The organism is Citrobacter sp. KTE151 (assembly GCF_000398845.1).
In the GTDB taxonomy this organism is placed as follows: domain Bacteria; phylum Pseudomonadota; class Gammaproteobacteria; order Enterobacterales; family Enterobacteriaceae; genus Citrobacter; species Citrobacter braakii.
Genome location: NZ_KB976068.1, coordinates 196,439 through 215,916, shown reverse-complemented (window position 1 = coordinate 215,916; position 19,478 = coordinate 196,439). Strand labels below are relative to the sequence as shown.

Genomic DNA, 19,478 nt, shown 5'->3' with positions numbered 1-19,478 from the left:
TTTCATTTCTTGTTTACGGAGAAATGAAACAGTGTGTCGTTTCAATTTTCAGCTTGATCCAGATTTTTAAAGAGCAAATATCTCAAACGAGACTCGAAAGTCTGTTTTGAGATACTTCGGTCGGCGACTTTCACTCACACATACCAGCAAGTGGCGTCCCCTAGGGGATTCGAACCCCTGTTACCGCCGTGAAAGGGCGGTGTCCTGGGCCTCTAGACGAAGGGGACACTGAAGTCTCAATCGCAAGACGCCTTGCTATTTACTTTTCATCAGACAATCTGTGTGAGCACTACAAAGAACGTTTCTTTAAGGTAAGGAGGTGATCCAACCGCAGGTTCCCCTACGGTTACCTTGTTACGACTTCACCCCAGTCATGAATCACAAAGTGGTAAGCGCCCTCCCGAAGGTTAAGCTACCTACTTCTTTTGCAACCCACTCCCATGGTGTGACGGGCGGTGTGTACAAGGCCCGGGAACGTATTCACCGTGGCATTCTGATCCACGATTACTAGCGATTCCGACTTCATGGAGTCGAGTTGCAGACTCCAATCCGGACTACGACATACTTTATGAGGTCCGCTTGCTCTCGCGAGGTCGCTTCTCTTTGTATATGCCATTGTAGCACGTGTGTAGCCCTACTCGTAAGGGCCATGATGACTTGACGTCATCCCCACCTTCCTCCAGTTTATCACTGGCAGTCTCCTTTGAGTTCCCGACCGAATCGCTGGCAACAAAGGATAAGGGTTGCGCTCGTTGCGGGACTTAACCCAACATTTCACAACACGAGCTGACGACAGCCATGCAGCACCTGTCTCACGGTTCCCGAAGGCACCAAGGCATCTCTGCCAAGTTCTCTGGATGTCAAGAGTAGGTAAGGTTCTTCGCGTTGCATCGAATTAAACCACATGCTCCACCGCTTGTGCGGGCCCCCGTCAATTCATTTGAGTTTTAACCTTGCGGCCGTACTCCCCAGGCGGTCGACTTAACGCGTTAGCTCCGGAAGCCACGCCTCAAGGGCACAACCTCCAAGTCGACATCGTTTACGGCGTGGACTACCAGGGTATCTAATCCTGTTTGCTCCCCACGCTTTCGCACCTGAGCGTCAGTCTTTGTCCAGGGGGCCGCCTTCGCCACCGGTATTCCTCCAGATCTCTACGCATTTCACCGCTACACCTGGAATTCTACCCCCCTCTACAAGACTCTAGCCTGCCAGTTTCGGATGCAGTTCCCAGGTTGAGCCCGGGGATTTCACATCCGACTTGACAGACCGCCTGCGTGCGCTTTACGCCCAGTAATTCCGATTAACGCTTGCACCCTCCGTATTACCGCGGCTGCTGGCACGGAGTTAGCCGGTGCTTCTTCTGCGAGTAACGTCAATCGCTGCGGTTATTAACCACAATGCCTTCCTCCTCGCTGAAAGTACTTTACAACCCGAAGGCCTTCTTCATACACGCGGCATGGCTGCATCAGGCTTGCGCCCATTGTGCAATATTCCCCACTGCTGCCTCCCGTAGGAGTCTGGACCGTGTCTCAGTTCCAGTGTGGCTGGTCATCCTCTCAGACCAGCTAGGGATCGTCGCCTAGGTGAGCCGTTACCCCACCTACTAGCTAATCCCATCTGGGCACATCCGATGGCAAGAGGCCCGAAGGTCCCCCTCTTTGGTCTTGCGACGTTATGCGGTATTAGCTACCGTTTCCAGTAGTTATCCCCCTCCATCGGGCAGTTTCCCAGACATTACTCACCCGTCCGCCACTCGTCACCCAAGGAGCAAGCTCCTCTGTGCTACCGTTCGACTTGCATGTGTTAGGCCTGCCGCCAGCGTTCAATCTGAGCCATGATCAAACTCTTCAATTTAAGTTTGATGCTCGTGAATTAAACTTCGTAATGAATTACGTGTTCACTCAGAGACTTGGTATTCATTTTTCGTCTTGCGACGTTAAGAATCCGTATCTTCGAGTGCCCACACAGATTGTCTGATAAATTGTTAAAGAGCAGTTGCGACGCGCTTTAGCGCTCTGTCGCGAGGTGGCGTATATTACGCTTTCCTCTTTCAGAGTCAACCCTCATTTTCAGGTTTTTCTCTTCAACCGAACCGGCTGTTTGTGTGAAGTGATTCACATCCGCCGTGTCGATGGAGGCGCATTATAGGGAGTTTCCCGCGGCCCGCAACCCTTAAATTGCAGAAAAATGACTGACCGCTGCATTCCACAGCAAAACCCCGCCTTATACCCATTTACACACAGAGTTATCCACAAACCACGCGATCGTTTATGCACTTCTCTGTTTATATGAGCATCCTTCAACGGAAAAAGAAGAGGTCAAAATCGAAAATTAAAAATTCGCGAGCGTTGCGCAAACGTTTTCGTTACAATGCCCCCGCACAACAAGGATGCCCCGTAAGGGGCGTTAGCTGAGTTTTTAGCCAAGAATTCACCTAACGCTCTCTGTAATAGTCAAATCCAGGGGATTTACCATGCAACAACGTCGTCCAGTCCGCCGCGCTCTGCTCAGTGTTTCTGACAAGGCCGGTATCATCGAATTCGCTCAGGCACTTTCCGCACGCGGTGTGGAGCTGCTGTCTACAGGTGGCACTGCGCGCCTGTTGGCTGAGAAAGGCCTGCCAGTGACCGAAGTTTCCGATTACACCGGCTTCCCGGAAATGATGGATGGACGCGTAAAGACCCTGCATCCGAAAGTCCACGGCGGCATTCTTGGTCGTCGTGGTCAGGACGACGGGATTATGGAACAGCACGGCATCGCACCTATCGACATGGTGGTTGTTAACCTGTACCCGTTCGCCGAGACCGTTGCCCGTGAAGGCTGCTCGCTGGAAGATGCGGTAGAAAACATTGATATCGGCGGCCCGACGATGGTGCGTTCCGCTGCCAAGAACCATAAAGATGTGGCTATCGTTGTGAAGAGCAGCGACTACGCCGCCATTATTAAAGAGATGGATGCCAACGACGGTTCTCTGACCCTCGACACGCGTTTCGACCTCGCGATTAAAGCCTTCGAACACACCGCCGCTTACGACAGCATGATCGCCAACTACTTCGGTAGCATGGTTCCGGCCTACCACGGCGAAAGCAAAGAAGCCGCCGGTCGCTTTCCACGTACACTGAACCTGAACTTCATTAAGAAGCAGGATATGCGCTACGGCGAGAACAGCCACCAACAGGCTGCCTTCTATATAGAAGAGAATGTTAAAGAAGCGTCCGTTGCCACCGCGCAGCAGGTACAGGGCAAAGCACTTTCCTACAACAACATCGCCGATACCGATGCGGCGCTGGAGTGCGTAAAAGAATTCAACGAGCCAGCCTGTGTGATCGTCAAACACGCTAACCCGTGCGGCGTGGCAGTCAGTACCTCTATTCTCGATGCTTACGACCGCGCCTATAAAACCGACCCGACCTCTGCGTTCGGCGGCATCATCGCCTTCAACCGCGAACTGGATGCCGAAACTGCTCAAGCCATCATTTCCCGTCAGTTCGTGGAAGTGATCATCGCGCCATCCGCAACCGAAGACGCACTGAAAATCACCGCCGCCAAACAGAACGTCCGCGTGCTGACCTGCGGTCAGTGGGCACAACGTGTGCCGGGCCTGGACTTCAAACGCGTTAACGGCGGTCTGCTGGTTCAGGATCGTGACCTGGGTATGGTGAGCGAAGGTGAACTGCGCGTAGTTTCCAAACGTCAGCCGACCGAACAGGAACTGCGCGATGCGCTGTTCTGCTGGAAAGTAGCTAAATTTGTAAAATCCAACGCCATTGTTTACGCCAAAGAGAACATGACTATCGGCATAGGCGCAGGCCAGATGAGCCGCGTATATTCCGCAAAAATCGCCGGGATTAAAGCCGCCGACGAAGGTCTGGAAGTTCAAGGTTCCTCTATGGCATCCGACGCTTTCTTCCCGTTCCGCGATGGGATTGATGCCGCCGCCGCCGCCGGTGTGACCTGCGTGATCCAGCCGGGCGGTTCTATCCGTGATGATGAAGTCATTGCTGCCGCCGACGAGCACGGCATAGCGATGGTGTTCACCGACATGCGCCACTTCCGCCATTAATCCACGGAGCAGACGATGAAAGTATTAGTGATTGGCAACGGCGGGCGCGAACACGCGCTGGCCTGGAAAGCGGCGCAGTCGCCAAAAGTCGAAACGGTATTTGTCGCACCAGGCAACGCGGGCACCGCGCTGGAACCTGCGCTGCAAAACGTGGCAATCGGCGTGACCGATATTCCGGCGCTGCTGAGCTTTGCCCAGAATGAGAAGGTCGATCTGACCATCGTTGGCCCGGAAGCGCCTCTGGTAATTGGCGTGGTCGATGCATTTCGCGCCGCCGGTCTGAAAATCTTCGGCCCAACCGAAGGTGCAGCGCAGTTGGAGGGCTCCAAAGCCTTCACCAAAGATTTCCTTGCCCGTCATAACATTCCGACTGCGGAGTATAAGAACTTCACCGAGATTGAGCCTGCGCTGGCCTATCTGCGTGAGAAAGGCGCGCCGATCGTTATCAAGGCCGACGGCCTGGCCGCTGGTAAAGGCGTTATCGTCGCGATGACGCTGGAGGAAGCCGAAGCCGCCGTTCATGACATGCTGGCAGGTAACGCTTTTGGCGATGCGGGCCACCGTATCGTTATCGAAGAGTTCCTCGACGGTGAAGAAGCGAGCTTTATCGTGATGGTTGACGGCGAGCACGTGCTGCCAATGGCCACCAGCCAGGACCACAAACGCGTGGGCAACGGCGATACCGGTCCGAACACCGGCGGTATGGGCGCTTACTCACCGGCACCGGTGGTGACTGACGACGTTCATCAGCGCACCATGGAACGCATCATCTGGCCAACCGTAAAAGGCATGGCAGCGGAAGGGAACACTTACACCGGTTTCCTGTACGCAGGTCTGATGATCGACAAACAGGGCAACCCGAAGGTTATCGAGTTCAACTGCCGCTTCGGCGATCCGGAAACCCAGCCGATTATGCTGCGTATGAAATCGGATCTGGTGGAGCTGTGCCTTGCCGCCTGTGACGGCAAGCTGGATGAGAAAACCTCTGAGTGGGACGAACGCGCCTCTTTGGGCGTAGTGATTGCCGCGGGCGGTTATCCGGGCAACTACAATACTGGCGATGAGATCCACGGCATGCCGCTGGAAGAAGTCGCTGACGGTAAAGTGTTCCACGCGGGCACCAAACTGTCTGCTGACGATCGCGTGCTGACCAACGGCGGTCGCGTCCTGTGCGCCACCGCGCTGGGCAACACCGTTGCCGAGGCGCAGCAGCGTGCCTACGCCCTGATGACCGACATCCGTTGGGACGGCAGCTTCAGCCGTAACGACATCGGCTGGCGCGCCATCGAACGTGAGCAAAACTAACGGCTGAGCTTAGCCAGCAGCGTTTTGCGCGTAATACCTAACTGACGGGCGGCTTCGGTTTTATTGCCGCCCGTTTTTTCCAGCGCCGCCAGAATCACTTCTTTTTCGACATCCACCAGCGGTTGGATCTCGCCACTGTATTCCGTTTTTATCGGTGTCGCGGCAATCGCCATCGGCAGCTCGCGTTCGGAAATATATTCCCCCGTTAGCAGCACCACCGAACGCTCAATCGCATTTTCCAGCTCACGGATATTACCCGGCCAGTCATAGTGGATCAGCAGATCCATCGCCTGCGGAGTAAAGCCCTTCACCGCTTTTCGGTTACGTGTGGCAAAACGCTGGAGAAAATGTTCGGCCAGCAGCGGAATATCTTCCCGGCGCTGGCACAGCGCAGGCATTTCAATAGTGATGACGTTCAGGCGATAGTAGAGATCCTGACGAAAGCGCCCGGCGTTCACTTCCTCCGCCAGATCGCGATGTGTGGCGGCGATCAGCCGGACATCAACCGCAATAGTCTGGTTGCTGCCAACCCGTTGCACTTCTCGCTCCTGGATTGCCCGCAGCAGACGCACCTGCATTAGCGGTGAGATATCGCCAATTTCATCAAGAAATAACGTGCCGCCTTCGGCTTCCACAAAGCGCCCTTCCCGCCGCTTATCCGCACCGGTAAACGCGCCTTTCTCATGACCAAAAAGTTCGGACTCCAGCAGCGATTCATTAAGCGACGCACAGTTCAGCGTCACCAGCGGTTTATCACAGCGGGCACTGCTGGCATGCAGCGCCCGGGCCACCAGCTCTTTCCCCGTACCGGAGTCTCCATGAATGAGCACCGTTGCATCCGAGGGCGCAACCATCGCGATTTCATTGATCAACTGCTGCATCGCCGGACTGCTGCCAATCATGCCAAACTGCGCAGCCGACCCCGACGGCAGTTCAGCGCCCGTTTCCCGCGTATGCGCCAGCGCCTTTTCCAGCGTCTCCTGCAGGCGATCAAAATCCAGCGGCTTGATTAAGTAGTCCAGCGCCCCGGTTTTCAGCGCCTCAACGGCGGTCTCCACGCTGGAGAACGCCGTCATGATCAATACCGGAATCGCCGAATTCAACGCTTTAATCTCTTTCAGCGTTGCGATGCCGTCCATCTCCGCCATACGCACATCGCACAGCACTAAATCAAATACGCGTTCACGCACCTGTTCCAGTGCCGCTTGCCCGCTATAGGCCAGCGCGACCTCATAACCCCAGCCGCGCAGCAGCGCCTGTAAAATGGTGCAGTGGCTGATATCGTCATCTACCACCAGAATATTGATTTTTCCGCGCGTCATCCTTGTTAATCCTGTTGTTTCGCGTTGGTCGGCAGCCAGAGGGTAAAGGTTGCGCCTTTGCCCTCAACACTTGCCACATGAATGGTACCACCGTGCTGTTCAATTATGTTCTGCACTACCGCCAGCCCAAGGCCGGTTCCATCCGCTTTAGTCGTGAAGTAAGGCGTAAAAATGGCCTCCAGCTGTTCCGCTGCAATCCCTTTCCCGCTATCAATAACCACGATTTTAACGCGATCGCCGCTGCTTTCACTCGCTTCAACCGTAATCGTGCCCTGACGACCAATCGCATGAATGGCGTTCAGATACAGATTCAACAGAACCTGAGTCAGTCGGTCGGGATCGGCCTGAATAGCGGGCAGCGTGGAACTGGCCGAAAAGCGTAGCTGGATTTCCCGACTTGCCGCATCCTGACTCACCAGGTTTAATGAGTGGGAGATGACCTCATTGAGATCCACCTGTTGCAGCGTCAGATGCGCAGGTTTCACCAGCTCCAGCAGCTCGCTCACCACCCGATTTAAACGGTCCGCCTCTTTCGCCATCACCTGCGCCAGCTCATGCGACTCGCCACCAGCCGGAGTTCGTTCGGCAAAATATTTCGCTAAACCTTTGATCGATGAAAGCGGGTTTCGAATCTCATGCGCGACCCCAGCCGCCAGATGCCCGAGCGCCATCAGTTTTTCTTTACGCTTCATCGCATCCTGCAGTTCTTTGTACGAGCGCTGATAGCGCTGATACCAGAAGAACGTCAGCACAGTGGCCAGCAGCACGGCCGCCAGCGCAGACAGGACAATCAGGGTGTTACGCCACTCTCTTGCCTGAGTCGCAGCCAGATCGCTGGCATCAAAAGCGATAAATATGGTTTGTGCGGGGGTAATAAGCTGTCCGTCATTGCTGGCACAGCGCGCCATGCCATGACGTCCTGAACCATACATAGGCTGAAACTGACGATAAATTTCCAGGACCGGTGTTTTTTCACCGTCCCCCGTAGGCATGTCAATATTCCGCCAGCTTTCTTGTTCCCCGGGGCTTAGTTGCCGCAGGACATCCGGTGAGTAGAGCGTTTTACCGACCATCGCGGAATTGCTGTGAGTAATAATGACGCCATGATCGTCAACGACGGCAAACCATAGCACGCCTGGTTGTACGGCCATTTCCTCCAGCAGCGTCTGCTGTTGAGCATGATGCATGCGCATCCCCATACCTACGCGCGTACCAGACTCCAGAGCGCGGATGAGCACGCTGCCTTTTTCCAGTAGCGTTTGCCGCGCGGCGCCGCTTTCCCGCCCATAGTCCCGAATGGTCATAATCGAAAACCAACCGACCAAAATCAGGATTGCCGCCAGCAAGAGTCGGCTCAACCACTTGGCCGCCGTGTCCTTATAAAGACGCATACGCTCTCCCTTTATCCCACCTGTTCCTTTCATCGTTGCAGGTATACAGCAGAAATCATGCCATTTTTTCTCAATGATAACCCTGCCCTCAGACACAAACCGCTGAAAGTAGCGGGTAAAAATGACCCGCCGGCGCGTTCTGGCGAGTCATTTTTACTCGTCGCCCTGTAAAGACCACGAGTACAACGCCCGCGGGACCTGGATTGCCGCTTTGGCACGGAAGATGCAATAGGAAATGTAATCTAACCAACAGGAGAACGACCCATGAAACGGAACAACAAACTGGCGCTGATTGCACTCTCTCTTATCGCGTTGGGCTCTACCCCGGCGCTGGCGCAGAATCACTGGGGATATGGTGATGGAATGCAGCAACGAGGCGGTACGCCAATGACCACTGAGCAGCAGGCTACCGCGCAGAAAATATATGATGATTACTACTCGCAGACCAACGCCTTGCGCCAACAGCTGACCTCTAAACGTTATGAGTACAACGCGTTGCTAACAGCCAGCTCGCCAGACACAGCAAAAATTAATGCCGTGGCAAAAGAGATGGAGGCGTTGAATCAGTCACTGGATGAGCAGCGCGTTAAACGCGATGTCGCAATGGCTCAGGCAGGCGTACCTCGCGGAGCGGGAATGGGCTACGGCGGGTGCGGCGGTGGCGGTAACCATCGCGGCGGCCATATGGGAATGGGCCACTGGTAAACGTTTTTTGCCGGATGGCGGCCTCACCTTATCTGGCCCGATGTCCTGGCATCAGGTTTTCAGAAGGTTTTGGCAGTAGGCTGCCAGTGACAAAAATCTTCATTAGCAACCAGCAGTAGCTGCGACCCTTCGGGCGCTTCCAGCCATGCCACACTCACTTCTACAGATGAATGGCTCTGGCGGCGCTCAATGTGGTTTATCGCCCACGATTCCAGATCGGGCTTCAGTGTTTCACCTTCACAGGTCGTGACTGTGTTGTTCGCATGCCAGCGTCCCTGACGCAATATCACCCGTCCCTGACGCAACGCATCGCTGGTCTGGCGGATTTGATCGGCACGATAGCGGTAAAGCGCAATTTGATCGCTGGAAAGCTGCTGCTTTTGCCCATCGACTTCACGCTGCATGAAACTCAGTTCGCCCCGGTCATCGAAGCGTATACGGACATGTTCCGGTGGTTGACTGTAAGTGTTGAGTTCTATCAGCGAGAGCGAATCACCCTGCCAGCGGTATTCACTGGTGGTGGTATCGCCTTTACGCCACGGACTAAATACCGAGAGCAAGTGAACATCGTCGCTGGAATCTTTACGCCAAATGCGTACCGCCCCCTGATCGCCAACATAGCCGCTGGCCGTGAACGGAGGAAGCTCAGAGTGGCGACTACAGGCAGACAGTAACAGCACACCTGAAAGCCAAAGCGAATGACGCCAGATAGACAAAAGGGGCGAAACCGCCCCTTCGATAAAACTGTTCACTGCCACGCGAATTACTTAACCGCGTCTTTCAGTGCTTTACCAGAAACAAATGCCGGTACGTTAGCTGCGGCAATTTTGATTTCTTTACCGGTCTGCGGGTTGCGGCCAGTGCGCTCAGCACGGTGGTTCACTTTGAAGGTACCGAAACCAACCAGTTGTACAGCATCGCCTTCTTTCAGAGACTCAGTAATAGCAGCCAGAGTGGATTCCAGAGCAGCTTTAGCCTGTGTTTTAGACAGTTCTGCTTTGTCTGCAATTACATCAATCAGTTGAGTCTTGTTCATAAGTTATCCTTACAATGTGTTTATCGCTTGCTAAGCATCGAGTGCGACGGAAATGCCAGAAAAGCACTCTCCTGCATACACGCACCGATAGCCACTTTTTTTCGCCCCCCAAATGTAGACCAGACCGGGGGCGGATGGGAAGCCTTCAGGCACGACAAATCAGGCGTTAAATCACGTTTTATGGTGTCATTGCTGAAAATTTATACCAATATTGCTCTCGCCAGCCTCGCGCAGGTCTGCACGAAGCCCTTTTATCAGCTCAATATCGCGTTCTTCACAGTCGGCTAAAAGTCGGAAAATTTCCCACTGAATATCCCATTCTTGCTCAACGGCCGGGTTCTCTTTGAGCTCTTCATCGGTCATTTCGCGACCAGCCTGGGTCATTTCCAGCATCGCAACCGTCGTAATCGAAGCCTTACTAACCTCAATTGCATGTTCCAGCGTTTCACCGCTAAGACGCGAATGCATCAGTTCGCTTAATGCCACACAGGCATCAATCGCCGGATAAACGCCGTACAGATCGTAATCGTCTGCTGAAGGAATAGCCTCTTCAAATTTTTCCAACTGGCTATCGAAATTGATTTTCGCGTCTTTAACCGTCAGCGCTTCCCAAATCAAATCCAGAATCCGGCGGTAAATTTGTCCATCGCCAAATTCGGTTTGCTTACAGAACATGGCGTAGTTGGGGTACATGCGTTCGCACAAACAGGCCATAAACGTGACGTGCTGCCAGCTTTCCAGCTTCTCCAGACGCAGGTGAATCGGATTTTGTAACATGATGAGTTCTCAAATACGGAAATTAGCGGCAGTTTACCCGATATGGGGCGTTTTTGCTGCAAGCCGCGTAAAAGCAGGGCGTTCGGATGCCACCGCATCTGCCCAGCGTGTTGGTTCCGGCAGACGATAGCCGTTCATACAGCGTTGTACCCACGCTAACGCGCTGTCCTGGCTCACGCGATGACCCGTAGAGATAAACAGCGGGTTACAGCGTGCTTTGCTGCGCCAAACCCATGCCAGCTGTTCGCCTTTATCCAACAACGGCGCTAACGCTCCGGGTTCGACGGCGAGCGGCTCAAACTTGCCGCACAACCGTTTTTTCGCCACGCCAATCGTCGGGACATCCACCAGCAGGCCAAAATGGCTGGCCACGCCCAGACGGCGAGGGTGAGAGATCCCGTGACCGTCAACGAACAGCAGATCAGGCTTGTGCGAAAGCTGCTGCCAGGCGGCCATCAGCGCGGGTGTTTCGCGAAAGGAGAGAAAGCCAGGAATGTAGGGCATGGTGGTGGCGATTCGCGCCACCTTGTATTCAACCAGTTCCAGCGAGGGGTACTTCAGTAAGACCATCGCGGCTCGCGTCACTTCGCCCCCCTGCTCGAACCCAACGTCCGCCCCGCCGATCAGATCCGGCGGATCGCTCCTCAGGCGATCCTCGCGGATCACTGAAGAGGCCAGTTCAAGCTGCTGTGCGCGTAATGACGCAAGATCCATAATGATTCCTTAGCGGTGATACTGTTCAGACAACCGATGTACCGCCTCCACAAAGACACCCGCATGCTCTGGCGGGACATCCTGATGAATGCCGTGGCCCAGGTTAAAGACATGGCCTTCACCCTGACCAAAACCGGCCAGAATCGTCGCCACCTCTTCTTCGATGCGGGCTGGCGGCGCATACAGCATGGACGGATCCATATTGCCCTGCAGTGCCACTTTATGACCTACACGACGACGCGCATCGGCAATGTCAGTGGTCCAGTCCAGACCTAACGCATCACAGCCGGTTTCCGCCATCGCTTCCAGCCACTGACCACCGCCTTTGGTGAACAGCGTCACCGGTACGCGACGACCTTCGTTCTCGCGCATCAGACCGTCGACGATTTTGTGCATGTAATACAGGGAGAACTGCTGATAGTCGCGACCGGTCAGCACACCGCCCCAGGTGTCGAAAATCATTACCGATTGCGCGCCCGCTTTGATCTGCGCGTTCAGGTACAGAGTGACGCTCTTCGCCAGCTTATCAAGCAGCAGATGCAGCGCCTTTGGATCGGCGTACATCATCTTTTTAATCACGGTGAAGGCCTTACTACTGCCGCCTTCGACCATATAGGTCGCCAGTGTCCACGGGCTACCTGAGAAGCCGATCAGCGGCACTTCGCCTTTCAGTTCACGGCGGATAGTGCGCACCGCATTCATCACATAACCCAGTCCATCTTCCGGGTCCGGGATCGGCAGTTTGTCGACGTCAGCCTTGCTGGCGATCGGTGAGGTAAAGCGTGGGCCCTCTCCGGCTTCAAAATACAGCCCAAGTCCCATCGCATCGGGAATCGTCAGGATATCCGAAAAGAGGATCGCCGCATCAAGCTTATAGCGACGCAGCGGCTGCAGCGTGACTTCGCAGGCCAGCTCGGCATTTTTGCACAGCGCCATAAAATCGCCCGCTTCGGCGCGCGTGGCTTTATATTCCGGTAGATAGCGGCCCGCCTGGCGCATCATCCATACCGGAGTGACATCAACGGGCTGGCGCAGCAGCGCACGCAGATAACGATCGTTCTTCAGTTCGGTCATTTTTCCATTCCTTGAGCTATTTCACGCCAGTGTAACATGTGTGTCACTCATACTCTGCCCGGCAGAGGGCGACGGTATCTTCAATCAATCGACGCGCGACGGTGCCCGGCGGGGGCAGGAGCGGTAAATCGTCGTAGCGATACCAGTTCGCTTCCAGCAGTTCTTTCGGGTCAATAACAATTTCGCCGCTATCATACTCTGCCATAAATGCGGTCATCAAAGACTGTGGGAACGGCCACGGCTGAGAAGTGACGTAGCGCAGGTTTTTCACCTTAATGCCGCTCTCTTCCATGACTTCGCGTGCCACCGCCTGCTCGAGGGTCTCGCCCACTTCGACAAAACCCGCCAGCACGGTATGCACGCCGTTACGATGGCGAACATGTTGAGCAAGCAGAATAGCGTCGTCACGGCGAATAGCGACGATAATGCAGGGGGCAATTTGCGGGTAGTAGCGTTCTCGACAGTGGCTACACAGCATCGCCCATTCCGTTTTACTCGGGTGCATGGGATGACCGCAGTAACCGCAGAATTTATGTGAGCGGTAGAACTCGGCCAGTTGTACGCCGCGTCCGGCCAGTTGAAACAGGCCAACATCCTGGTCAATGACCTGGCGCACAGACCCCATATCGTGCCGACGCTGCTGCTGCACCAGCCAGACCGTCTCCCCTTCCCATTCGCCTATAGGAAGTGCACGCTGCCCGGTCAGATCAAAACTTGCTGCGTCGCCGTAAGGCAGTTCGCCATGAGGCAACCATAACTTTTGCTCATGACTGACAATCCACCAGCCGCTATCTAATTTTTCAATTATACGATCCATATCTCTTGCGCAACCTTTGCTTCACAGGCATGTTGTTTACATTATTTTTACATTTACGGGTGAGCCGTTCCTAAACACCATCTTGCGGAGTCAATCATGCTAAACCAGCTGGAAAGCCTGACGGAGCACGTCGGAGGAAGTAACAAACTGGTTGATCGCTGGCTACATGTACGTAAGCACCTGCTCGTGGCTTACTACAATCTGGTTGGCATTAAGCCAGGCAAAGAATCGTACATGCGGCTCAATGAAAAGGCGCTGGATGATTTTTGCCAGAGCCTGGTCGATTACCTTTCCACCGGACACTTCAGTATTTATGAACGTATTCTCCATAAATTGGAAGGGAACGGGCAGCTTTTAAAAGCCACAAAAATTTGGCCGCTCCTGGAAGCCAATACGCAACTGATCATGGACTACTATGATTCCAGTCTGGAGACCGCCATTGATCACGATAACTTCCTTGAATTTCAACAGGCCTTATCGGATATCGGCGAGGCGCTGGAAGCCCGGTTCGTGCTGGAAGATAAGCTGATCATGCTGGTTTTTGATGCGATGCACGAGAGTGGCATGATCAAACGTCCTGCTTGAGATTTGCGACATTAACGCGTAATTTACATTCATTACCTCTTTTTGAGGTTACTTCTTGTCGGAGTGCTTATTTTCCACAGCAGCATGAGTGGAAAAGGCTGAGACCGTTAATTCGGGATCCGCGGAACCTGATCAGGTTAAAACCTGCGAAGGGAACAAGAGTCAATCTACAACCGTATCGCCCTTTGGCGTTCGTCTCTCTTGCTTCATCCGTCGTCTGACAAGCCATATCCTTACTTTTATTTGGAATGAGCTATGTCTGCCACTACTAAACCATCACGCCGCGAACAGCGCGCCCAAGCCCAACACTTTATCGACACGCTGGAAGGTACCGCCTTTCCTAACTCAAAACGTATCTACATCACCGGTTCGCAGGCGGATATTCGCATCCCGATGCGCGAAATCCAGCTAAGTCCTACGCTGATTGGTGGTACGAAAGACAACCCGCAGTTTGAAGAGAACGAAGCCGTACCGGTGTACGACACCTCCGGGCCGTACGGCGATCCTGATGTGGCGATTAACGTTCAGCAGGGTCTGGCGAAACTGCGCCAGCCGTGGATTGCGGCGCGTAACGATAGCGAAGAATTAGACGACCGTAGCTCCGCTTATACCAAAGAACGTCTGGCCGACGATGGCCTGGACGAGCTGCGTTTCAGCGGCCTGCTGACGCCAAAACGCGCCAAAGCCGGCAAGCGCGTTACCCAGTTGCACTATGCCCGTCAGGGGATGGTTACCCCGGAGATGGAATTTATCGCCATCCGTGAAAACATGGGCCGCGAGCGCATTCGTAGTGAAGTGCTGCGCCATCAGCATCCAGGGATGAACTTTGGCGCTCGCCTGCCGGAAAACATCACCCCGGAATTCGTCCGTGATGAAGTCGCTGCGGGCCGCGCGATTATTCCTGCCAACATCAACCACCCGGAATCCGAGCCGATGATCATCGGTCGCAACTTCCTGGTGAAGGTGAACGCCAACATCGGTAACTCGGCGGTGACCTCCTCCATTGAAGAAGAGGTGGAGAAGCTGGTGTGGTCGACCCGCTGGGGCGCAGATACGGTGATGGACCTCTCCACCGGCCGCTATATTCACGAAACCCGCGAGTGGATCCTGCGTAACAGCCCGGTGCCGATCGGTACCGTACCGATCTACCAGGCGCTGGAGAAGGTTAACGGGATCGCTGAAGATCTCACCTGGGAAGCCTTCCGCGACACGCTGCTCGAACAAGCCGAACAGGGCGTCGACTACTTCACCATTCACGCGGGTGTACTGCTGCGCTACGTTCCGATGACCGCCAAACGCCTGACAGGTATTGTCTCGCGCGGCGGTTCGATCATGGCGAAATGGTGTCTCTCTCATCACAAAGAGAACTTCCTGTTTGAACATTTCCGCGAGATTTGCGAAATCTGTGCCGCCTACGACGTTTCGCTCTCTCTCGGCGACGGCCTGCGTCCAGGCTCGATTCAGGATGCCAACGACGAGGCGCAGTTCTCCGAGCTGCATACGCTGGGCGAACTGACCAAAATCGCCTGGGAATACGACGTGCAGGTGATGATTGAAGGCCCGGGTCATGTGCCGATGCATATGATCCAGCGCAATATGACCGAAGAGCTGGAGCACTGCCATGAAGCGCCGTTCTACACCTTAGGGCCGTTGACGACAGATATCGCGCCGGGCTATGACCACTTCACCTCCGGCATTGGTGCGGCGATGATCGGCTGGTTTGGCTGTGCAATGCTGTGCTACGTCACGCCAAAAGAGCACCTTGGCCTGCCGAACAAAGAAGACGTGAAGCAAGGGCTGATTACCTACAAGATTGCCGCCCATGCCGCTGATTTAGCCAAAGGCCATCCGGGAGCGCAGATCCGCGATAACGCCATGTCGAAAGCGCGCTTCGAATTCCGCTGGGAAGACCAGTTTAACCTCGCACTCGACCCATTCACCGCCCGCGCCTATCACGATGAAACCCTGCCACAGGAGTCCGGTAAGGTTGCCCACTTCTGCTCCATGTGCGGGCCGAAGTTCTGCTCGATGAAAATCAGCCAGGAGGTCCGCGACTACGCCGCCGCACAAACCATTGAAATCGGAATGGCGGATATGTCGGAGAACTTCCGCGCCAAAGGCGGCGAAATCTACCTCAAAAAAGAGGAGGCGTGATGTACCAGCCTGATTTCCCGACCGTGCCGTTCCGCCTCGGGCTGTACCCGGTGGTAGACAGCGTTGAATGGATTGAACGCTTGCTGCAGGCAGGTGTGCGCACGATCCAACTGCGCATTAAAGATAAACGTGATGAAGAGGTCGAAGCCGACGTCATTGCCGCCATTGAGTTGGGGCGTCGCTATGATGCTCGCCTGTTTATCAACGACTACTGGAGCCTGGCAATTAAGCACAACGCGTACGGCGTGCATCTGGGCCAGGAAGACCTCGAAACCACCGACCTGAAGGCGATTCAGGCGGCGGGGCTACGCCTGGGTGTTTCTACTCACGATGATATGGAGATAGACGTAGCGCTGGCTGCTAAGCCTTCTTATATCGCGCTGGGTCATGTCTTCCCGACGCAAACCAAGCAGATGCCGTCGGCCCCGCAGGGTCTCACGCAGCTGGCAAGCCATAGTAAACGACTGGCGGATTACCCCACTGTCGCTATCGGCGGCATCAGCCTTGCGCGCGCCCCAGCGGTGCTGGCGACCGGCGTTGGCAGCATTGCCGTGGTCAGCGCCATAACCCACGCCGCAGACTGGCAGGCAGCCACGGCGCAACTACTGGACATTGCGGGAGCCGGCGATGAATGACCGCGATTTTATGCGCTACAGCCGCCAGATCCTGCTCGGCGACATTGCCATTGAGGGCCAACAAAAGCTGCTCGATAGCCATGTGCTGATCGTCGGTTTAGGTGGGCTCGGCTCGCCTGCGGCACTGTATCTGGCGGGAGCGGGCGTCGGCACGCTGACGTTGGCGGACGATGATGACGTTCATCTGAGCAACCTGCAACGGCAAATATTGTTCACCACCGATGATATCGCCCGCCCGAAAGCACAGGCGGCAAAGCGACATCTGGCACGCCTTAATCCGGACAGCGAGCTGGTCGTACTTGAGCAGCGGCTGACCGGTGAGGCGCTCCGGCATGCGGTAGCGCGTGCCGACGTGGTGCTCGACTGTACCGACAACATGGCGACGCGCCAGGAAATTAACGCCGCCTGCGTGATGCTCAACACTCCGCTCATCACCGCCAGCGCTGTGGGCTTTGGCGGCCAGCTAATGGTACTGACGCCACCGTGGGAACAAGGCTGTTACCGTTGCCTGTGGCCGGATGATGTAGAGCCGGAACGCAACTGCCGCACCGCCGGCATCGTCGGCCCGGTTGTGGGCGTGATGGGCACCTTGCAGGCGCTGGAGGCGATTAAATTACTCAGCGGCATTGAAACTCCCAATGGAGAGCTACGCCTGTTCGACGGTAAAACCAGCCAGTGGCGCAGCCTCGCGCTGCGTCGTGCCAGCGGCTGCCCGGTCTGCGGAGGACAACATGCAGATTCAGTTCAATGATGAGCCGATGCAGTGCGCCGAGGGACAAACCGTCAGCGGGCTGCTCACTGCGCTAAATCAACTTAAACCGGGAGCGGCGCTGGCGCTCAATCAGCAGATCCTGCCGCGCGAGCAGTGGGAGCAGCAAATCGTGCAGGAAGGCGACCAGATCCTGCTTTTTCAGGTTATTGCAGGGGGTTGATATGTTACGTATTGCCGACAAAACGTTTGATTCACATCTGTTCACCGGCACCGGAAAATTTGCTTCGTCGCAGCTGATGGTCGAGGCGATTCGCGCCTCCTGCAGCCAACTGGTGACGCTGGCGATGAAGCGCGTGGATTTGCGCCAGCACAACGATGCCATTCTGGCCCCACTTATCGACGCGGGGGTGACGCTACTGCCTAACACCTCTGGGGCGAAAACCGCGGAAGAGGCTATTTTCGCCGCCCAGTTGGCACGTGAAGCGCTGGGCACAAACTGGCTAAAATTAGAAATCCACCCGGACGCCCGCTGGCTATTGCCGGATCCGATTGAAACGTTAAAAGCCGCGGAAGCATTGGTGAAACTGGGCTTTGTGGTGCTGCCCTACTGCGGCGCGGATCCGGTGCTGTGTAAGCGGCTGGAAGAGGTCGGCTGCGCGGCGGTAATGCCGCTCGGCGCGCCCATCGGTTCTAATCAGGGACTGGAAACGAAAGCGATGCTGGAGATTATTATCCAACAGGCAACCGTACCGGTGGTGGTTGATGCGGGTATTGGCGTCCCCAGCCACGCCACACAGGCGCTGGAAATGGGTGCCGACGCAGTGCTGGTCAACACGGCAATCGCCGTGGCCGACTGCCCGGTCACGATGGCTACCGCCTTCCGTCTGGCGGTTGAAGCGGGCCTTCTGGCGCGCCAGGCGGTACCAGGAAGTAAAAGTTCGCAGGCAAGCGCCACCAGCCCGTTAACCGGATTCCTGGAGGCCTTCGTATGAAAACGTTCAGCGACCGCTGGCGCCAGCTTGACTGGGATGACATCCGCCTGCGTATCAACGGTAAAACCGCCGCTGACGTGGAGCACGCCCTCAACGCTTCACAGCTTAGTCGCGACGATCTGATGGCGTTGCTCTCCCCTGCCGCCACCGACTTTCTGGAGCCGTTGGCACAGCGAGCGCAGCGCCTGACCCGGCAGCGCTTCGGCAACACGGTCAGCTTTTATGTTCCGCTGTATCTCTCGAATCTTTGCGCCAACGACTGCACCTACTGCGGCTTTTCCATGAGCAACCGTATCAAACGCAAAACGCTGGACGAAGATGAGATAAAACGAGAGTGTACCGCTATCCGTGAGCTGGGTTTTGAGCATCTGTTGTTGGTCACCGGTGAACATCAGGCAAAAGTCGGAATGGATTACTTTCGTCGCCATTTGCCCACCATTCGCCGCCAGTTTGCCTCGTTGCAGATGGAAGTTCAGCCGCTGTCAGAGGCTGAATATGCGGAGCTGAAGACGCTGGGACTGGATGGCGTGATGGTGTATCAGGAGAGCTATCATGAGGCGATTTACGCTCGCCACCATCTGAAGGGGAAAAAGCAGGATTTCTTCTGGCGACTGGAAACGCCGGACAGGCTGGGCCGCGCAGGGATCGACAAAATCGGTCTTGGCGCGTTGATTGGTTTGTCCGACAGCTGGCGGGTCGATTGCTATATGGTGGCTGAACATCTGCTGTGGATGCAGCAGCATTACTGGCAGAGCCGCTACTCCATCTCCTTCCCTCGCCTGCGCCCATGCACCGGTGGCGTTGAACCCGCATCGATCATGGACGAGCGACAGTTGGTCCAAACCATTTGCGCGTTTCGTTTACTGGCGCCAGAAATTGAGCTGTCGCTCTCCACCCGCGAATCGCCATGGTTCCGTGATCATGTGATCCCGCTGGCGATCAACAACGTCAGCGCCTTCTCAAAAACACAGCCCGGCGGTTATGCCGATAACCATCCTGAACTGGAACAGTTCTCCCCACACGACGCCCGTCGCCCAGAAGCCGTTGCTGAAGCACTAATGGCGCAGGGGTTACAGCCCGTGTGGAAGGACTGGGACAGCTATCTGGGACGCGCTTCGCAGATGCCGTAAGTCCGGAGCCATCGCATAAAACGAAAAAACCCGCTTTCGCGGGTTTTTTCTTCACTGTCACTTAAC

General features: G+C 55.4%; 18 protein-coding genes, 1 tRNA gene, 1 rRNA gene and 1 riboswitch. Of the genes, 10 read left to right on the top strand and 10 right to left on the bottom strand.

What is annotated here, in order from left to right; translation table 11 throughout:
• Positions 1 to 151: 151 nt before the first annotated feature.
• Both WC7_RS00620 and WC7_RS00625 read right to left on the bottom strand, forming a co-directional pair.
• Positions 152 to 227 (bottom strand) — tRNA-Glu (locus WC7_RS00620).
• An 85-nt stretch (positions 228 to 312) separates the two neighbouring features.
• Positions 313 to 1,854, bottom strand: a 16S ribosomal RNA gene (locus WC7_RS00625).
• A gap of 619 nt (positions 1,855 to 2,473) precedes the next feature.
• Here WC7_RS00625 and purH point away from each other — a divergent pair.
• Positions 2,474 to 4,063: a bifunctional phosphoribosylaminoimidazolecarboxamide formyltransferase/IMP cyclohydrolase gene (gene purH, locus WC7_RS00630; protein ID WP_016155320.1), complete on the top strand. Its 1,590-nt coding sequence runs from the start codon at positions 2,474 to 2,476 to the stop codon at positions 4,061 to 4,063.
• A 15-nt stretch (positions 4,064 to 4,078) separates the two neighbouring features.
• Complete coding sequence (gene purD, locus WC7_RS00635; RefSeq protein WP_016155319.1) at positions 4,079 to 5,368, top strand: phosphoribosylamine--glycine ligase; 1,290 nt, start codon at positions 4,079 to 4,081, stop codon at positions 5,366 to 5,368.
• Here purD and zraR read toward each other — a convergent pair.
• Together zraR and zraS are read right to left on the bottom strand one after the other, a co-directional pair.
• Positions 5,365 to 6,690 carry a sigma-54-dependent response regulator transcription factor ZraR gene (zraR, locus tag WC7_RS00640; RefSeq protein WP_016155318.1) on the bottom strand — a complete coding sequence of 442 codons (1,326 nt, stop codon included), beginning with the start codon at positions 6,688 to 6,690 and terminating at the stop codon, positions 5,365 to 5,367. The two genes, purD and zraR, sit on opposite strands and share 4 nt — an antisense overlap.
• Before the next feature lie 5 nt (positions 6,691 to 6,695).
• Positions 6,696 to 8,081: a two-component system sensor histidine kinase ZraS gene (zraS, locus tag WC7_RS00645; protein ID WP_016155317.1), complete on the bottom strand. Its 1,386-nt coding sequence runs from the start codon at positions 8,079 to 8,081 to the stop codon at positions 6,696 to 6,698.
• 264 nt (positions 8,082 to 8,345) lie between these two features.
• Between zraS and zraP the strand changes: the two genes are divergently transcribed.
• A complete protein-coding gene (gene zraP / locus WC7_RS00650) occupies positions 8,346 to 8,786 on the top strand; it encodes a zinc resistance sensor/chaperone ZraP (RefSeq protein WP_016155316.1) in 441 nt (146 codons plus the stop codon).
• Positions 8,787 to 8,845: 59 nt separating this feature from the next.
• Here the strand turns inward: zraP and WC7_RS00655 are convergent, their stop codons facing one another.
• From WC7_RS00655 to nudC, 6 genes are all read right to left on the bottom strand, one after another.
• On the bottom strand, positions 8,846 to 9,538 hold the full coding sequence (locus WC7_RS00655) for a DUF1481 domain-containing protein (RefSeq protein ID WP_016155315.1): 693 nt from the start codon (positions 9,536 to 9,538) through the stop codon (positions 8,846 to 8,848).
• An 11-nt stretch (positions 9,539 to 9,549) separates the two neighbouring features.
• Positions 9,550 to 9,822 carry a nucleoid-associated protein HU-alpha gene (gene hupA, locus WC7_RS00660; protein ID WP_001044509.1) on the bottom strand — a complete coding sequence of 91 codons (273 nt, stop codon included), beginning with the start codon at positions 9,820 to 9,822 and terminating at the stop codon, positions 9,550 to 9,552.
• A 186-nt stretch (positions 9,823 to 10,008) separates the two neighbouring features.
• The gene (locus WC7_RS00665; RefSeq protein WP_003842015.1) at positions 10,009 to 10,599 is read right to left on the bottom strand and encodes a YjaG family protein; all 591 of its coding nucleotides are present in this window, start codon (positions 10,597 to 10,599) and stop codon (positions 10,009 to 10,011) included.
• Positions 10,600 to 10,632: 33 nt separating this feature from the next.
• On the bottom strand, positions 10,633 to 11,313 hold the full coding sequence (nfi, locus tag WC7_RS00670; protein ID WP_016155314.1) for a deoxyribonuclease V: 681 nt from the start codon (positions 11,311 to 11,313) through the stop codon (positions 10,633 to 10,635).
• A 9-nt stretch (positions 11,314 to 11,322) separates the two neighbouring features.
• Positions 11,323 to 12,387, bottom strand: coding sequence for a uroporphyrinogen decarboxylase (hemE, locus tag WC7_RS00675; RefSeq protein WP_016155313.1), 1,065 nt, complete (start codon positions 12,385 to 12,387; stop codon positions 11,323 to 11,325).
• A gap of 43 nt (positions 12,388 to 12,430) precedes the next feature.
• Complete coding sequence (gene nudC, locus WC7_RS00680) at positions 12,431 to 13,204, bottom strand: NAD(+) diphosphatase (protein WP_016155312.1); 774 nt, start codon at positions 13,202 to 13,204, stop codon at positions 12,431 to 12,433.
• A gap of 96 nt (positions 13,205 to 13,300) precedes the next feature.
• Here nudC and WC7_RS00685 point away from each other — a divergent pair, with 96 nt between their 5' ends.
• From WC7_RS00685 to thiH, 7 genes are all read left to right on the top strand, one after another.
• Entirely contained in the window at positions 13,301 to 13,789 is a 489-nt protein-coding gene (locus WC7_RS00685) for an Rsd/AlgQ family anti-sigma factor (RefSeq protein ID WP_016155311.1), read from the top strand.
• Positions 13,790 to 13,838: 49 nt separating this feature from the next.
• Positions 13,839 to 13,961, top strand: a riboswitch (TPP riboswitch).
• A gap of 83 nt (positions 13,962 to 14,044) precedes the next feature.
• Complete coding sequence (thiC, locus tag WC7_RS00690; RefSeq protein ID WP_016155310.1) at positions 14,045 to 15,943, top strand: phosphomethylpyrimidine synthase ThiC; 1,899 nt, start codon at positions 14,045 to 14,047, stop codon at positions 15,941 to 15,943.
• Entirely contained in the window at positions 15,943 to 16,578 is a 636-nt protein-coding gene (thiE, locus tag WC7_RS00695) for a thiamine phosphate synthase (protein WP_016155309.1), read from the top strand. Before thiC ends, thiE begins: the two co-directional genes overlap by 1 nt.
• The gene (locus WC7_RS00700; protein ID WP_016155308.1) at positions 16,571 to 17,329 is read left to right on the top strand and encodes a HesA/MoeB/ThiF family protein; all 759 of its coding nucleotides are present in this window, start codon (positions 16,571 to 16,573) and stop codon (positions 17,327 to 17,329) included. The genes thiE and WC7_RS00700 overlap by 8 nt, the downstream gene beginning before the upstream one ends.
• Complete coding sequence (thiS, locus tag WC7_RS00705) at positions 17,310 to 17,510, top strand: sulfur carrier protein ThiS (RefSeq protein ID WP_016155307.1); 201 nt, start codon at positions 17,310 to 17,312, stop codon at positions 17,508 to 17,510. Before WC7_RS00700 ends, thiS begins: the two co-directional genes overlap by 20 nt.
• 1 nt (position 17,511) lies before the next feature.
• Complete coding sequence (gene thiG / locus WC7_RS00710) at positions 17,512 to 18,282, top strand: thiazole synthase (RefSeq protein WP_016155306.1); 771 nt, start codon at positions 17,512 to 17,514, stop codon at positions 18,280 to 18,282.
• A complete protein-coding gene (gene thiH, locus WC7_RS00715; RefSeq protein ID WP_016155305.1) occupies positions 18,279 to 19,412 on the top strand; it encodes a 2-iminoacetate synthase ThiH in 1,134 nt (377 codons plus the stop codon). The genes thiG and thiH overlap by 4 nt, the downstream gene beginning before the upstream one ends.
• Positions 19,413 to 19,478 lie beyond the last annotated feature (66 nt).

Excerpts from the sequence above, each read along its gene's own strand:
- nudC (WP_016155312.1), bottom strand. The coding sequence starts at position 13,204 with ATGGATCGTATAATTGAAAAATTAGATAGCGGCTGGTGGATTGTCAGT.
- thiE (WP_016155309.1), top strand. The coding sequence starts at position 15,943 with ATGTACCAGCCTGATTTCCCGACCGTGCCGTTCCGCCTCGGGCTGTAC.
- thiH (WP_016155305.1), top strand. The coding sequence starts at position 18,279 with ATGAAAACGTTCAGCGACCGCTGGCGCCAGCTTGACTGGGATGACATC.
- WC7_RS00665 (WP_003842015.1), bottom strand. The coding sequence starts at position 10,599 with ATGTTACAAAATCCGATTCACCTGCGTCTGGAGAAGCTGGAAAGCTGG.
- hemE (WP_016155313.1), bottom strand. The coding sequence starts at position 12,387 with ATGACCGAACTGAAGAACGATCGTTATCTGCGTGCGCTGCTGCGCCAG.
- thiS (WP_016155307.1), top strand. The coding sequence starts at position 17,310 with ATGCAGATTCAGTTCAATGATGAGCCGATGCAGTGCGCCGAGGGACAA.
- WC7_RS00700 (WP_016155308.1), top strand. The coding sequence starts at position 16,571 with ATGAATGACCGCGATTTTATGCGCTACAGCCGCCAGATCCTGCTCGGC.
- zraP (WP_016155316.1), top strand. The coding sequence starts at position 8,346 with ATGAAACGGAACAACAAACTGGCGCTGATTGCACTCTCTCTTATCGCG.
- purH (WP_016155320.1), top strand. The coding sequence starts at position 2,474 with ATGCAACAACGTCGTCCAGTCCGCCGCGCTCTGCTCAGTGTTTCTGAC.
- thiC (WP_016155310.1), top strand. The coding sequence starts at position 14,045 with ATGTCTGCCACTACTAAACCATCACGCCGCGAACAGCGCGCCCAAGCC.
- hupA (WP_001044509.1), bottom strand. The coding sequence starts at position 9,822 with ATGAACAAGACTCAACTGATTGATGTAATTGCAGACAAAGCAGAACTG.
- nfi (WP_016155314.1), bottom strand. The coding sequence starts at position 11,313 with ATGGATCTTGCGTCATTACGCGCACAGCAGCTTGAACTGGCCTCTTCA.
- zraS (WP_016155317.1), bottom strand. The coding sequence starts at position 8,081 with ATGCGTCTTTATAAGGACACGGCGGCCAAGTGGTTGAGCCGACTCTTG.
- thiG (WP_016155306.1), top strand. The coding sequence starts at position 17,512 with ATGTTACGTATTGCCGACAAAACGTTTGATTCACATCTGTTCACCGGC.
- purD (WP_016155319.1), top strand. The coding sequence starts at position 4,079 with ATGAAAGTATTAGTGATTGGCAACGGCGGGCGCGAACACGCGCTGGCC.
- zraR (WP_016155318.1), bottom strand. The coding sequence starts at position 6,690 with ATGACGCGCGGAAAAATCAATATTCTGGTGGTAGATGACGATATCAGC.
- WC7_RS00685 (WP_016155311.1), top strand. The coding sequence starts at position 13,301 with ATGCTAAACCAGCTGGAAAGCCTGACGGAGCACGTCGGAGGAAGTAAC.